Annotated in this window: 10 protein-coding genes; 6 read left to right on the top strand and 4 right to left on the bottom strand. The window is 59.1% G+C overall.

From position 1 onward, the window contains the following. Positions 1 to 81: 81 nt before the first annotated feature. The 6 genes from AR456_RS04945 to AR456_RS04920 are packed head-to-tail and all read left to right on the top strand — an operon-like array spanning position 82 to position 8234. Positions 82 to 1098, top strand: a complete 1017-nt coding sequence (locus tag AR456_RS04945; protein ID WP_021820250.1) for a DUF58 domain-containing protein — start codon at positions 82 to 84, stop codon at positions 1096 to 1098. Continuing rightward, on the top strand, positions 1088 to 1615 hold the full coding sequence (locus AR456_RS04940) for a DUF4381 domain-containing protein (RefSeq protein ID WP_202903956.1): 528 nt from the start codon (positions 1088 to 1090) through the stop codon (positions 1613 to 1615). Before AR456_RS04945 ends, AR456_RS04940 begins: the two co-directional genes overlap by 11 nt. After that, positions 1612 to 2646, top strand: a complete 1035-nt coding sequence (locus AR456_RS04935; RefSeq protein ID WP_021820248.1) for a VWA domain-containing protein — start codon at positions 1612 to 1614, stop codon at positions 2644 to 2646. The genes AR456_RS04940 and AR456_RS04935 overlap by 4 nt, the downstream gene beginning before the upstream one ends. Continuing rightward, complete coding sequence (locus tag AR456_RS04930) at positions 2646 to 4226, top strand: VWA domain-containing protein (protein WP_021820247.1); 1581 nt, start codon at positions 2646 to 2648, stop codon at positions 4224 to 4226. The genes AR456_RS04935 and AR456_RS04930 overlap by 1 nt, the downstream gene beginning before the upstream one ends. Then, the gene (locus AR456_RS04925; protein ID WP_021820246.1) at positions 4223 to 5818 is read left to right on the top strand and encodes a BatD family protein; all 1596 of its coding nucleotides are present in this window, start codon (positions 4223 to 4225) and stop codon (positions 5816 to 5818) included. The genes AR456_RS04930 and AR456_RS04925 overlap by 4 nt, the downstream gene beginning before the upstream one ends. Before the next feature lie 16 nt (positions 5819 to 5834). Beyond that, the gene (locus tag AR456_RS04920) at positions 5835 to 8234 is read left to right on the top strand and encodes a tetratricopeptide repeat protein (RefSeq protein WP_021820245.1); all 2400 of its coding nucleotides are present in this window, start codon (positions 5835 to 5837) and stop codon (positions 8232 to 8234) included. 44 nt (positions 8235 to 8278) lie between these two features. Here AR456_RS04920 and AR456_RS04915 read toward each other — a convergent pair whose 3' ends face one another. From AR456_RS04915 to AR456_RS21560, 4 genes are all read right to left on the bottom strand, one after another. Beyond that, positions 8279 to 10249: a sensor domain-containing diguanylate cyclase gene (locus AR456_RS04915; protein ID WP_035588955.1), complete on the bottom strand. Its 1971-nt coding sequence runs from the start codon at positions 10247 to 10249 to the stop codon at positions 8279 to 8281. A gap of 345 nt (positions 10250 to 10594) precedes the next feature. Next, positions 10595 to 11728 (bottom strand): hypothetical protein, encoded by a 1134-nt coding sequence (locus tag AR456_RS04910; protein ID WP_021820243.1) that lies wholly within the window; start codon positions 11726 to 11728, stop codon positions 10595 to 10597. 107 nt (positions 11729 to 11835) lie between these two features. Then, entirely contained in the window at positions 11836 to 12981 is a 1146-nt protein-coding gene (locus tag AR456_RS04905) for a porin (protein WP_021820242.1), read from the bottom strand. 438 nt (positions 12982 to 13419) lie between these two features. Then, positions 13420 to 15021, bottom strand: coding sequence for a ProQ/FINO family protein (locus tag AR456_RS21560; protein WP_021820241.1), 1602 nt, complete (start codon positions 15019 to 15021; stop codon positions 13420 to 13422). Between the last annotated feature and the right edge of the window lie 16 nt (positions 15022 to 15037).

Here is a 15037-nt window from a genome sequence, read left to right as displayed (position 1 = left end):
CCCCTGACCAGATAACGCAGTAAAGACATACAAGGAAACCTCGCTCTTGAAACGTCAGACAACGGCCAGGGAGAGAGTCTGATGACGCAATCCACTCGCACCAGGCAGCGCGCTGGCGTACTCGGCGCCACCGTTTCCTTGTCCGCTACGGATTACCGAGTTCATGTCGACTTCGCTTATCTGAGGTCGCTGGAAAGCCACGGCCAGACGTTGCATCTGCTGCCCCACCAGCCTGCACGCAGTGTGCTCAATGGGCGTCATGGCTCCCGCCTGCGCGGCCGGGGTCTCGACTTTCTGGAGCTGCGTAGTTACCTACCCTCCGACGATATCCGCAGTATCGACTGGCGTGTTACTGCACGCACCGGCGAACCCCATGTTCGCGTGTTCACCGAGGAGCGCGACCGCCCTGCACTGCTGGTCGTGGACCAACGCATGTCGATGTTCTTCGGTACTCGTCATGCAATGAAGTCCGTCACTGCTGCGGAAACCGCGGCGCTACTGGCCTTCGCCGTACTTGGTCAGAACGACCGTATCGGTGGACTGGTAGTGCGTGATGATGGCATCGATGAAGTGCGGCCGGCATGCTCCCGGGCAACACTGATGCGCCTGCTGTCTCATATAGCCGAGGCCAATGGTCGTCTTCATGCTGAGCGCAAGGCCCCCTCTCCAACATCGTTGGACGATGTGCTCACCGCGGTTGCGCGCCTGGCTCGCCGTGATCATCTGATCATCGTACTCAGTGATTTCGACGTTATCGGTCCACGTAGTGAGCGCCTGTTATCGACCTTGAGCCGTCACAACGACATCGTCTTGGCTCCCGTTGCCGACCCTTTTGCCGAACAGCTTCCTTCAGATCTGCAATTGGTGGTCTCCGACGGCGATCTGCAAGCCACTTTTGACACGTCCGACAACGCTGTGCGCTCGGCGCTGGAAGCGGTCAATATCCAGCGCCGCGAACAGCTCGTCAGTTGGCAACGCAAGTTCGGGCTGAGCCTTGTGCCACTGACCACCAGCGAGCCGGCTCTCCCCCAGTTACGCCGTCTGCTGGGACAGCAACGCCGTTCAGCGCCGGAAAAGGGAGATGCGAATGAGCGCTGAAACATCATCCCCCCCGCGGCCGTTGATGCTGCCCGAGATGATCGAGCAGCTATCACCACCGCCGGTTCCTGCTCAGATCAGCTGGTTACCCCAGACCTGGGGCTGGGCACTGATCGGTGGCATTCTGCTGGTGTTGGTCGTCTGGTGGGCATGGCGTCAATGGCGACGCTGGCAGGCCAATGCCTATCGTCGCCAGGCCCTGGCAGAACTCGAGCACCGCCTGGCGAGCGGTGAAGGTGCCACGGCTCTTGCCGAGATCGTGCGACGCACCGCGTTGGCCGTCTATCCCCGACAGCACGTCGCCAACCTGCGCGGAACCGAGTGGACAGACTTTCTCGACCGCACGCTACCCAGCAAGCGCAGAGATTTTGCCGGCCCATTGGGTGAATTATTGTCTACCGGGCCTTATCGACCCGTCGGCTCGGTCGATCAGTCTGACCTCAAGGCCTTGAGCCAATTGGTGCGATCCTGGATTCGTGATCACCGCACAAACCTGCAGCAGGAGACCAGCCGATGATTGAGCTGGCCCACCCCTGGGTGCTGGTCGCCCTGCCGCTCCCGTTACTGGTAATGTGGTTGATTCCCGCTCATCGCAGAAAGCTGCCGGCAACGCGTCTACCGTTCTTTCAGCGCCTCGTCGAAGCCGCCGGCATTACCCCGTCCAGCGGTACCGTCATCACCACACGTAGCCTGTGGATAACATTGGTCGGGCTGCTGTGCTGGGTCTTGATCGTGCTGGCTGCAAGCAATCCGCAACGTGTCAGCGACCCGATCACTTGGCAAAGTGCCGCACGAGACCTGATTCTCGCCGTGGATATTTCCGGCTCCATGGACGAGAAGGACTTTGCCAACGACAAGGATAGTAACGCCAATGGCAGCGCCAGCGGCGAAGATGGTGCCAACGATGGCGCTGAAGACCTGCAACGCCTGGCAGGCGTCAAACAGGTGATCGCCGACTTCCTCAACAAACGCGAGGGCGAGCGTCTATCGCTGATCGTATTCGGCACCCGTGCTTTCGTTCAGGCACCGCTGACCGAAGACCTCGATACCCTGCAGCGCCTGCTCGACAGCACCGAAGTCGGCATGGCTGGCCCACACACTGCGCTCGGTGATGCCATCGGCCTGGCGATTCGCCAGTTCGAGTCCAGCAATGTCGAACAACGCTTGCTGATTCTGCTCAGTGACGGTGCCGATACCGGTAGCCGCATGGATCCGATCAACGCAGCCCAGATCGCCGCTGATCGTGGTGTGCGTATCGTCACCATCGCCATTGGTGATCCCGATGGCGATGGCGAAAACCGTGTCGACCAGGCCACGCTGCAGGCCATCGCCCAACGAACCGATGGTACCTACTTCAGCGCTACGGACCAGCAGGCACTGGAACAGGTCTACGCCAGCATCGATGAGCTCGCACCACGCAAGATCAATAGCGAGAGCTATCGCGAACGGCGCTCGCTGGCCGATTGGCCACTGGCTGCTGCAGCGCTCATCATCCTCGGCATCCTGATATGGCGCGCCAGCATGGCATCGCGAAGGAGGCACAGCTGATGGAGTTCCTCGATGCCCTGTCCGCATTGCACCTCCTGCGCCCCTGGTGGTGCCTGCTATTGCCGGTGGTTGCCCTACTCTGGTGGTGGTGGCGTCGCCGGACCAGCAGTGAAGCAAATCACCCCAGACATATTGCACCGCACCTCGACCAGGCACTACGCGTCGGTGGCCAGACTCACCGCCGTTTTACACCCATCGACACTCTGGCTTTGCTATTGGTGTGCCTGGTACTGGGGGCCGCCGGGCCAACCTGGAGTCGCATTCCCAACCCGTTGGTCGCGCAGACCGCTCCATTGGTCGTGGTGCTGAAAGTCACCGACGACATGATGGCCCAGGACGTACCGCCCAGCCGCCTGGAGCGTGCCCGCCACAAGATCGAGGATCTACTCGACACCCGTAGCGGTGCTGCCACTGCCCTGATCGCGTATGCCGGTAGCGCCCACCAGGTTGTGCCACTCACAGATGACCCGGGCTTGATTCAGCCTTATCTGGAAGGGCTGACCCCCGACATAATGCCGAAGGCAGGTGACGCAGCAGCCGACGCGCTGACGATGGCCGAAGGGCTACTCGCCGACAGTTCGGTGCCGGGCGCGATCCTGTTTGTCACCGACAGCATCAGTTCTGCGAATCGCAACGCTTTCAGCAGCCGAGAGGGTGGCTCCACACTGGTAATGCTGAAGATGGCACCCGCCAACCAGGCCACACCGGTAATCGATGCTTCCGGTGCAGAACAGGTCGATGTCAGCGCCGACGATAGCGACATCCAACACCTCGAGCGCCTACTGGCCGCCGCCTATCAACGGGCTCTGATCGGCGATGACCGCCTCGCATGGAAGGACCGTGGATCGCTGATGGCGGTACCCGCCATGCTACTGGCCCTGCTGTGGTTCCGGCGCGGCTGGAGTGTCGGAATGCCCATGCTGATGCTACTGATCAGCCTGGTCGGCACAACGACAGCGCCCCCGATCATGGCCCAGGAGCCCACCGTGACCAGACGCGCTCAGGTGCAGGACGCCGGCAATTCAGCACTGCAGTCACTGGCCAACGCCTTCCTGACCCCCGATCAACAGGGTCGCTGGCTGATGCGCCAGCGTGACTTTGACCGTGCCGCGCTGCATTTTCGCGAGCCCACCTGGCAAGCCTATGCCATGTATCGCGATGGTCAGTATGCCGAAGCCGCGGAACTGCTTGGCCACCTCGATACCGCCGACGCGGCCTTCACTCAAGGGCTGGCATTGATCAAGAGTCGTCAGTACCGCCCCGCAGTCGACGCCTTTCAGACCGTACTGGAACGTGATCCCGATTATCCGGAGGGTGAGCGTAACCTGGCGCTGGCTCGACAGATTCTCGACTATGTCGAGGAAACTCGAGAACAATCGGATACCGGCGAGGAAGCCGGGATCGGTGCCGATGATGTGGTTTATGACAATGAATCCAATCAAGGCCAGGAAACCCAGCAGACTGGCGACGATGGCGATGGCGTACTGACGGCGGACCAGTGGATCTCGACACTGGACACCGATACCGGCGATTACCTGCGTCAGAGGTTTGCCGTGGAAGCCGCAAGGGGTGGGCAATGAGCCAGCCAGATATACAGCAGCGATCATGCAGGACGCACTGGCGCAGCGCCGGCCGACAGCGCTGGCGTCTCACGCCACTGCTGCTGTTGCCGTTGGTGCTGTTGGCGTTACAGCTCAGCAGCGGCATAGCCATGGCACAGCAATCAGTTCAGTCTCCAACCCAGCCACCAGCTCAGTCTCCGACCCAGCCACCACAAGCGACGGATGCCATCACGGCCGCACCTGAAGATAGTTCTCAGCCGCAGGTTTCGGTTTCATTGGACCCCGAACAGGTCGCACCAGGCGAGACTACCACGCTGCGCATCACGGTGCTTGTTCCCACCTATCTGCCGAAACCGGTGGTCTTTCCGACACTCGCCCAACCCAATCTGCGCGTCACACTACCCGAGCGCGCCACCAGCCCGACCAGCGACCGGATTGACGGCAAGACATGGTCTGGTGTCAGCCGCAGCTATCGTCTGACCCCATTATCTCCCGGGGATTACCAATTCCAGGACCAGAGCCTTGAGATTACCTATGTCGATCCTGCTGGCGGCCAGACACCGGTGAGCAGCGACATCGCACTCGAACCGCAAACCCTGAGTGCCAAGGTGCCGGAGGCGGCTGCCGGACTCAAACCCTACGTTGCGGCGGACTCGATTGAGTTGAAGCAGACCATCACCGTGGTACGCGCTGCAGGTTCGAATAGTGGCTCTGGACAGGACGATGCTGGACAGGGTGATGCTGAACAGGATAGCGATACGACGAATACCAGCGGCGACACTGCGAGCACCACAGGCAAGGCTACGGCAACAAATGAGACCGTGATTCGTGACCTGGATAGCGTCATCGAGCTGGATGCCGGTGATAGCCTCAGTCGCGAAGTTACCGCCACCATCAATAATGGCAGCGTAATTCTGCTGCCTACGCTACTCGACGATTCGGCCCCGGCAGGACTGGGAGTCTATCCGGCAAGTCCCAACGTCAGCGAAAACGCCACTGGTGGCGCCCGTACTGAACGCGTCACCTATGTCGCCGAGGGTGGTGGAGAAGGCCAGCTGCCGGAAGTGGCGTTACGTTGGTTCAATCCCAGCGAGGACCGAATCGATCAAGCCAGTTTGCCGGCACTGCAGATCAAGGTCTCAGGACCGGCCCTGCCTCGGCTGAATGCTCGAGGAGCCCTGCCCTGGCTGTGGATATCGGCAATCACGATCGCTGTACTTGCGCTGGCAATCTGGCTTTGGTGGCAATGGGGGCGCCCGGCCTGGCACTCCAGGCGTCGTCAGCACGCAATTCATCTGGAAAAGAACGGCTATACAGCGCTGACCTTGCTACGCCAGGCCACGACGGAGCGCCGTTTGGGAGATGCCCAACAGGCCTGGCACAAGTTGCGTGCTTCGGCCGCACCGCTGACAGCGGAGCGGATCAAGGCGGTCGAAGATGCTTTTTCCGCCCTTGGTCATCTGCGTTACTCACGCGAAAGCGATCATGGACAACAACTCGACAGCGCATGGCAGGCGCTGCATCAGGTGTTGCCGTCGAAGAGTGAGCTCAAGAGCAGCACTGTAAGCTCGGCGTTGCCACCACTGAATCCGACAAGCCCCACCCAATAACCGTGACGATTGATTGATGACTGTGACTTTCAGGACTACCAATAATGGCCAGGGCTGGCGAAAACTGTGTGCTGCTGTGGCCGTATTGGCTTCAATAGGCTTCACCGCGGTCAGCGAGGCCGCATCCCCCCAGATGGCCAGTGACGCGATGGGTTACGCTCCCGAAGGCAGTTGCGCCGGCTGTCACGAACAACAGAACAGCGCATGGAAGGACTCTGACCACGGCTGGGCCATGCGCGAGGCAACGCCGTCCAACGTGCTCGGTGACTTCGATGATGGCGTATTCGAGGATGGCGAGGTCAAAGCGAGGTTCCATCGTGATGGCGACCGCTTTGTGGCGACCATCGAGGGCCCGGAGGATCCGCAAGCGGACTGGGAGATCGCCTATACCTTCGGCTACTCGCCTCTGCAGCAATATCTGGTCGAACTGCCGGACGGCAAGTTGCAGGCACTGACAATCGCCTGGGACTCCCGCCCTGAGGATGAAGGCGGTCAGCAGTGGTTCTCCCTGTATCCCGGCCAGACCTTCACACCCGATGATCCATTGCACTGGCGCGGACGCTATCAGAACTGGAACGCAATGTGCGCCGACTGCCACTCGACCAACCTCATCAAGGGTTACGATCTCGACAGCGACAGCTTCTCGACCACCTGGCATGAACAGACCGTCGGCTGTCAGAGTTGTCACGGCCCGAGCCAGCCACATGTGGATTGGGCTACGGACTGGCAACAAGACCATGGCGACGTTGCAACTGACGCCAGAACCGAAGCCAGGGCCGAAGCCAACAGCGCAGAACAACTGGACGCCACGGACATGGGACTGCCAGTGGATCCCTCCGAATGGCAAGGCAAGGAACTCGTCGAGCAGTGCGCCCGCTGCCACAGCCGCCGCCAGATGCTGGGCAAAGGAACCGAACCCGGCACCCCGCTGACCGATGCTGCCCTGCCAAGTCTGCTGTCGGAGGGGCTCTACCATGCCGATGGCCAGATTCAGGGTGAAGTCTACGTCTATGGCTCATTCGCCCAGAGCCGTATGTATCAGGAAGGTGTGACCTGTACCAACTGCCACGATCCCCATACCACCAGGGTCAAGATCGAGGGCAACGGCCTCTGTACTCAGTGCCACAACCTGGCGCCTCCCGCCGAGTACCCGGGGATCAAGCCGATGGACTATGACAGCCACGATCACCATCACCACGAACCCGGTAGCGAAGGTGCCCAGTGTGTAAGTTGCCATATGCCGGAAACCCCTTACATGGAAGTCGATCCTCGCCGCGATCACAGCTTCCGCGTGCCACGCCCGGACCTGCATGACGCCACCAACAGTCCGAATGCCTGTGCCAGCTGCCATCAGGACAAATCACCAGAGGAATCCGCCAGCAGCATCCAGCAATGGTTCGGTGATCTGTCACGCGCCAACCAGCAGGGCCGTCCCCACTACGGCGTCACTCTGCAGGCAGCGCGCAACGGCGACCCTGAGGCACTGGATGGTCTGGTTGAGCTGGTCAATGACGACAGGACACCGGATATCGTGCGCGCAACCGCCGTGGATGAACTGGCCAACTACGGTGCTCCGGCAGTGCCAACCCTCGAACAGGCGCTACAGGATGAATCGAGCCTGGTGCGTGCCGCCGCTGCGCCCCCTTTCGCTCAGGCGCCAGACAACGCTCGTATCCAACGTCTGCTGCCGCTGATCAGCGACTCCGAGCTGGCAGTCCGTGACGAAGCCATCAAGGCTCTGGCCGGTACCTCAATGCTGCTGATCCCGGAAGGGCAACGCGACAAGGTGCTGGAGGTGCGCCGCGACTACGAACGCCGTCTGCGCGAGGGGGCCGACCTGCCGGGCAATCGCCTCAACCTCGCCGTACTTCTGGCACGCACAGCACGAGAGGATGAGGCGATTGAACAATATCGCGCGGCGCTGAAGATGGACCCGTACTTCCTGCCGGCACGTGCCAATATGGTGACACTGCTCAGTGGTGAAGGTGACGTCGAGGAAGCGCGCGATGTTCTACAGGAAGGCCTGGCGCTGGAAGAGATGCCCGAGCCGGACCGCGGCCACCTGGCCTATCTGCTGGCATTGTCATTGGCCGAGGACAAGCAGTTCGAAGAAGCCGCCGAATGGCTCGACAAGGCTGCCGAGTGGCGTCCAGCCCATGCGCGTACGCATTACAACCGCTCGCTGCTGCTTGACCGCCTGGGACGCAAGGACGAAGCCCTTGCCGCCCTGAATCAAGGATTGCAGTACGCACCGGATGATCCGGACCTGCTCTACGCCGCAGTCTACCTCAATGCCTCTCTCGGCCAGGTAACAGACGCATTGCAGGCAATGACACAATTGCGCGAGATCCGCCCTGATGATCCCAAGCTGCAGCGCCTGGAGCAGCAGCTACGCGGTCAGGATGTCACACCCTAAGCTCCACGGGCAGGCACCAGGCAACGGGTGCCTGCCCACTTGGCTTACTCGTATTCCGCCACCACGACCCGGTTCCGCCCGCGCTGCTTGGCTTGATAACTTGCCGCGTCGGCCCGCGCGGTCGGCTGATGAATGCTTCCATCATTCTCGCGGAATTCAGTCAGGCCCAGGCTAGGGGTAACCCGGTAGGTCTGTCCCCGATATTCAACTTGTGCCTCGTTGATCGCCGCCACCAGCTTTTCGGCTATACGCTCAGCCTGCTCCAATGAGCAGCTCGGCAGCAGGACAGCGAACTCATCGCCCCCCTGGCGTGCAACGTGATCTGTTCCCCGGACCGCCGAATTGACCCTTCTGGCAATCTCACGCAGCATCTCATCGCCCAGCGCATGCCCACCCTCGTCGTTGATGAACTTGAAGTGATCAAGATCGAACAGTATCAGCGCAGAAGGTGTAGACATCTTGCGCCAGTCGGCCATCGCCTCTTCCAGACGGCGCTCGAACCCGCGGCGGTTAAGTAGGCCCGTCAATGGGTCGTGTTCCGCCTCCCACTGCCGTAGCGCCTCTTCCTCACGCCGCTCGGTAACATCCTTAACGGTGCCAACAAAGCCAATCACAGAGTCGTCCGCGACGACCTGACTCGCATGGATCTCCAACCACAGCAACTCTCCATCCACACGCCAGTAGCGCACCTGACGCAGAAACTCCTGGCCACTGTGCATACTGTGATACCAGAACTCGACGGCCTCCGGCCGGTCGTCGCCATGAATGGCTTCAATCCACTCCATTTCCCGATCAACATCGAAACGGCGTCCAGTCAGCGCCACCAGAGCGTCATTCATGTAGGAGATACGCCCACGGGTATCGGTCACGAACATTCCCTGAGGCGATGACGCCAGCACCGCCTCGATAAAGGCCTGGCGGTCACGCAGGGCAGCCAGTGCCTTGTTGCGCCCTTCTTCCACCGCATTGAAGGCATCTGCCAGCAGCACCAGCTCCTTCATATCGGTACGCAGCTTAACTCGCTGCCGCTGACCCGTGCCGACCTGAGCGATCTGTCGCTTGAGCCGATAGAGTGGCTTGAGTAGCACCACGACACTCCACGCAAGCAGAGGCAGCAACACCAGGGCCATGATCAGTCCAATCCAACTGAGCCGCCCCACCAACCCACTCAGTGGCGCAATGCCTTCCTGCTCCGGAAAAAAGACTCCGACAATCCAGTTGGCCGGCCACACCTGACGGTAAGACTGGTAGGCTGCAACACCATCGTAACGCGGCCCGATATACTCGCCCTGCCACCCGTAAATCGCTTGTTCGATTGCCGCCCCATCGAGGACATCATGGGCATCGTGCATCACCCATCCACCGTTGGGGTGGTAGAGCATCTTGCCTGAAGCGGTGAAAATGATGGCGTAGCCCCCCACCCCAAGGCGGATACGACTGATCTGCTCGAAAATCCCACCGGTACGCAGGTTGACCACCCCGGCCACTACCCCCAGCAACTCGCGTTGATCGTCGAGCACCGGTACCAGTATCAACACATGAGGGGTCAATGTTGTCGGGTCATAGAGAGGCTCGCTGACGTAAGGCTGGAGCGTGCCACGCACCATCTGGAAACATGCCTCACTCGAGACATCATGGCCAACATGGCCTGTCGAGTCGGGCCAATCAGCGAGAACCTTGCCAGAGGCACTGTATACTTCAATACCATCGAAGAGTTCGAGCAACGCTTGATTGCTCTTGAGCGCATGGAATTGGGGGTCTCGTAATGCGGCCCAACCATTGCCGTCTACCAGTGCCTCCAGCACATTCAGACGCGTCTGAACTTCATCACTGACGGCATCGGCGATCAACCGGGACTCATAGTGAAGGTGTTCGAAATTGACCTCGCGGACCAACTCCCTTCCCGTCACCCAGCCGAACCACAGCAAAGCCCCTACGACCAACACCCAGGTCAACACCAGACCAATCAGTATTCGAGTGCGTAGTGACAGTTGGGCCAGTATTCTGCGTCCCATACTCAAGGCGTCACCTCCCTGCCCATCCGATACATGGCCGAATGCCATTATTGCCGAATGATGCTCCCCACTCAGCAGATAACTGAATGCTTATGGCGATAGAGCACAGTACTCAAGACTTCTCTGTATAACCCATTACCGTATTCAGGCAAAAACTTCTACTCGGGAGTACCGATATCCCAGGAGACTATCGGCGTAGTCTTCAACGCTGCCGCCAGAGTCATCTCGTCACCAGACGCTCACGCTCTCTCTATGGATCGACGCTTGATGAGAGTCATTCGCCCTATAAAAGAAAACGGGCCCCAAAAGGGACCCGTCAACATTGCATCAGAAAATCTGACTGGATCAGTCTTCCAGTTCAACTTTCAGTTCATAGTTGTTGGGTCCATCGTGTGAAGAACCAAACTTCTGCCCCGCTACGTCGATGCGGTAGCTGCCGGGCGCCAGATCAGTCGTCAAGTCGACGTTACCGTTGAACCCTTCGCCCGCACCTTCGGCCACAACAGAACCGGACTCATCCAGCACTTTCAGCGAAAGACGATAGCTATCCTCATCTCCGGCCGGATAGGTCGAGGTCGTGATATGCACACGTCCCTGCTGAGCAACATTGAAGGATAGCGCTTCACCCCGAGCGCGGATCTTCACGTCGGTCTTGATCACCTGCACTTCAGGATCACCACTGCTGGCGGATGCTGAAGAATCAGCCCCGGAAGCAGCTTCGCTTGCGTTGCTTACCGCTGCAGTTGCCCCTACAGCTGCCGCTCCGGCCGCTGCCGTGCCTGCTGTTGATGCTGCGGTCGAGCTTGAGCCAGCCACCGCACCTGCTGATGATGCAGCTGCAGAGTTTGCGGTACCAGCGGTAGATGCTGCTGCGGCAGCACCTGAATTCCCGGCACCAAGAGTAACAGTTTCAACATCTCCGCTGACGAAGACACTCTGGTTACCCTCGCGATCCTCTCCAGTGAAGTGCAGGCCTACACCATCATCAACGCTGTCACTGAGCGGATTGCCCTGGGCATCGAGACCCGCCACGGAAACAGAGTATCCATCACCGGCACGACCACTGCTACCGAAGCGCATGGCCTTGACCTGAAGCACATAGTCGCCGGGCTCAAGTTGCTGATCCAGTTCCAATCCACCTTCAAGGCCGTAACCTTTATCGCGCGCAATCACATTGCCACGATCATCAAGCAAGACCGCCTCAATGGAGTAGTTCTCGTCATATCCGGCCGTAACGGAGCTTCCAAAACGGTAAGTGCCTGCCGTGTCCACGGTGAAGTCGTGAGCATTCGCGGAGCCGAAGCGAAAGGTGCGGCTACGGGCATCGTTGTCAGACGTGAAGAAACCCGTCAAATCCAGCTGATGGCCCTCTTCACGGAAACGTTGCTGCGTTGCACTACTGGTATCAGCTTGAATATTCGTGCTGAACAGAACTACACCAATAGCCAACAGTGCCACAGGAAAGGTGGTGTCTTTCATGGGTCCTCACATGCTTCCGTGGATATGAAAAAAGCCGATCCACAAGGATCGGCTTTCGTTTATAGCTTTGATGACCCTATACGGTCAAACCTGTTCGTCGCCGAAGCTTAGAACTGGTAGGTCAGACCCACAGCGTAGCCATCACCGATGTCGCTGTTGCGATCGCGCCATGCACCTTCCACATAGGTGTACATTGCGTCGGAGATGTTGTAGGTCACACCGGCAACGATTTCGTTGCGCGTGTCATCACGATCATCAACGTCATCACCCTGGATGTCGTCAACGATGTCGCTGGCACGGCTGAGTGCACCTTCACCGCCGTAATCGACATACTGGTAGGCACCGTAGACGTCACCCATGCCATTGCCGTAGCCATAGCGTGCGCCCAGCGCGTAGTAGTCGGAGTCCTTGATGATGTCGTTGTCAGACTCGAAGCGCTCATACTTGAATGCAACGCGCAGCGTGTCCCACTGGTACTGGAAGGTCACACCGTACTGGTCGCCCAGATCGCCTTCGGCATCGTACACGGTGCCATCATCGGCGACGTAGACCGCATTACCGGAATCGATGTCATAGATGCCCAGGTTGTCATAGACACCCGCAACAGAGAAGCCACCGATGGTGTACTTCATACCACCGAAGAAGGACGCATTACCGGAGTCCTGCAGGTTCTCGTCTTCAGCATCACCCTTGTACTGGGTACCCAGAGCGAACTGGAAGCCGCCCCAGACCGGTGAAGTGTAGGTAACCTTGTCACCTTCCGGATCACCAACGACGACATCGTCATCGCCCGGCGCACCCTTGTAGGTGTTGGAGTCGCTCAGGTCGAAGTACTCGTTGTTGGAGACCGGATCCTGGATCCAGTCGTCCAGCAGCGAGTCGTAGGAACCGACTTTCGCGTCACCGAAGTTGCCGCGCAGACCGATATAGGCAGTATCACCGGAACCACGACCAGAGATCTTCATCTCGTCAGCAGAGTAACCGTCCTGCTCGAGCTTCATGTAGCCGACCAGACCGTTGTAGATCTCGTGCTCAGCAGCGAAGCCGATGGTAGAACCGTTGTCCTCGATCTGATCGCGGGCTTCAACGTTACCATTGCCGTCTTCTTCCTTGACGGAAGAGTAGGCCAGCTGCACGTTACCGTAGATGTCCAGCTTGGTGCCGTCCTGGTTGTAGACGGTAGCAGCCTGGGCGCCTGTAGCGGCGAAGGCAGCAGCACCAGCGATGGCAGTCGCCAACAGTGTCTTTTTCATTGCTGAGTTCCTTTTGACTAGCTTGCTGTTTCGATCGTTTGCTGCTCATGGCAGCTTTGGCTTTGCCGATCTATTGTCGGCTCGATTCTGACCTTACGCCTCCCTTTCAAGAGGTCAAGGCAGCGAGCTCGACATCGGCGTGGCCTTGTTATAGTCCAATGCTCGCAAGGGCAACCATATAACGGGATTCTCGGAAGCGCAACAAGAAAAAAACACTGTTTTCCTTCATGCAGTCCCGGAATTGGACAGCGATCCCTACGAATACTCCACCACCGAGAAAAATCGGAGGCCCGAGAAAATGAACAATGTTCGTTAATAAACAGACACTTTAGCGTTCAGCACCGGGCACATGGCAGAGCGGATACATCATGCCCCGCCCATGTGACGCTTTCAAGTCAATGCTCAACACAACATAAAGTGAACTTACCAACGCGCCAATCAATCGCGGGCATTATGGCGGGCCATCAAGGCATCAAGCTTGCGTTGAAGGCGTACTTCACGATTTTCTTCAGGGCGAGATTCCGCCTGCTGATCTCTGACTTCCGATGAGCTGGAGGACGCCGACTGTCGGGAGGATTTCACCATGGGCTTTTGCGGCTTTTTCTCCGCAGCAGACACGGTGGATGACGACGGGGCAGTCATCGCATCCGTCTTCCCACCGTGTTCCTTTTCGGCGCTTTTACGCCCAGCACCATGACGATCCACACCCTTCGGTGCGCTATTGCTGCGCCCCTGCTGTTGACGTTCGGCCTGCAGGCGATCCAGCTTGCGTTTCGCATGCTCAGCTGCCTGAGTATCCACCTGTCCGTCAATGTCACCTTTCAGGTCAATACGGTCGGCACCCTCGCGCACCGACTTGAGGTAACGAGGCAGGTTGACATAGCAGGCCAGTGCACGACGCACGAGCTTTTCAGGCCAGGGCTCGAGTGCCAACAGGTCCTCATGGATTCCGACCTTGAGCGGCCGAGTATGTCCCTTGAAGAAGGTCTGGTCGTAACGCTGGTACCACTCAGTCAACAGCGCCTGAGGAGATGGTGCCTTGTCGATGGGCAGATCACCCTGTGTCGACTCCGGGCGATCATGCTCTACTGGGGGAGGTGCTGAACTGGCCACCACAGACGTGCCGCTATCGGCCTCTCTCCGTTGACCAACACCATCCTGTGCTTGCACTTGCTTGTGTTCACCCTGCTGCTGATCAGTTTGCTGCTGATCAGCTTGCTGCGCGTCAGCCGCCTCCTGGTCAACCTGTGCTGGCTCAGCCGCGCCACCTTCACCTTTATCTCCGTTCTCCGCCTGCTCTGGTCTCTCTGTTTCAGGAGCGGCATGGCGAGGACGATGGTGAATCAAGGCCGACAACCCCTGGGCACGTCGAGCAGAGCGCGCGAACATCGGCATGGCATTGGAGGCATCCTCTGGATGCTCAACACGCTCGCGCAAACGCGCGTTGTGTGCTTCGAGCTCACGGTTCTGCTCATCCAGTTCGCGGTTTTCCTCAGCCAGCTCGTTGTTCTGATCAGCAAGCTGCTGCCGTTCAACACGAACCTGCTCCAGCGCGACTTCCAATTCCGCAATACGTATCTGCCGCACCTTGTCCTGCTCGGCGGCCTGCGCCTGCTGTTCAGTCACCTGCAGCTGCTGCTCGGACAGCAGAGACTGCAACTCGGCAAGCCTGGTCTGCTGATTATCCGCTTCGGCGAGCCGCGACTGTGCCTGCTGCCAACGTTGATCAAGCTCGGAGTATCGCTGCTCAAGCTCATTGCAGCTCTTCTGAAGCGTTTCACACTGCTGCTGAGCCATCGCATGGCTCTGCTGTTGCTCATTACTGTCTTGCTGTAGCTGGTCGCGATCTCGCGTGGCCGCAGCAAGCTGCTCCTCGAGCTCGACCAGTTGCTGTTGCAGCGACTCGCGCTGCTGAGATACTGCATCCAGTTCTGAGGTCAGGCGCTGTTCGCGAAGGAGTCCTTCACGCAGTCCGTCCACCAGCGTCGCCAGGCGTTGCTCGAGCGCATTCAACGGATGCTCTGCGTGCGTATTGATCACGTCGTATCCCTCCAGG

Source organism: Halomonas huangheensis (assembly GCF_001431725.1).
Classification (GTDB): Bacteria; Pseudomonadota; Gammaproteobacteria; order Pseudomonadales; family Halomonadaceae; genus Halomonas; species Halomonas huangheensis.
The sequence above is the reverse complement of the archived record's forward strand: the minus strand, read 5'-3'. Positions and strand labels throughout refer to the sequence as shown.